Source organism: Vibrio sp. 811, from assembly GCF_033339195.1.
Genome location: NZ_JAWOUB010000523.1, coordinates 1 through 638, shown reverse-complemented (window position 1 = coordinate 638; position 638 = coordinate 1). Strand labels below are relative to the sequence as shown.

General features: G+C 46.9%; 1 protein-coding gene. It reads left to right on the top strand.

Going from position 1 to position 638, the window contains the following annotated elements:
- Positions 1-234: 234 nt before the first annotated feature.
- On the top strand, positions 235-638 hold a 404-nt coding region (locus R7Q46_RS27870), incomplete at its 3' end, for a c-type cytochrome (protein WP_411978785.1).

Below are 638 nucleotides of genomic sequence, written 5' to 3'. Positions count from 1 at the left end.
AGCCAAAATCCGCAAAGCTTAGTAGACAACCAAACCTGAAGAGCTGCCATTTAGCAGCTCTTCACATCCTCTAAATATGTGGAAATCCACAATACCTTTAGTTATTGACAAAGCCGACAATACAGCACCCAAGTCACTATCACAGTAGACACTTGGAGATATTAATAACAATTAAAGTGAGTCAGCATGTCAAAAATACTACCTGTGGTGACGGCCTGTTTGCTGGCAACCACAATGGGCGCAAGCGCCTCGTCTATTCCTGAAAAAGCCAGCGTGTGCAGCGGTTGTCACGGCCAAGATGGTATGGGTCAACCAAACATTGCGCCTATGATTGCTGGTCTGAACGCGAATTATCTCAACACCCAAATAGAACTCTTCCTTAGTGGCGAACGACAAAACGTAGTAATGCAAGGCATGGCGAAAGAGCTTAGCGATCCTGCCGTTCGTAAAGAAGTCATGGATTACTTTGCTAATCTTCCAAGCTACGAGTTCACTAACCCAGAGCAACGCGGCGACCAAGCCGACATTCGTAACCCGTATCGTAAATTGATCTTCCAAGGTGATTGGGATAGAAACATTCCAGCTTGCGCGACTTGTCATGGAGCCAGCGGAATGGGCGTCGACAAATTCCCTCGCCT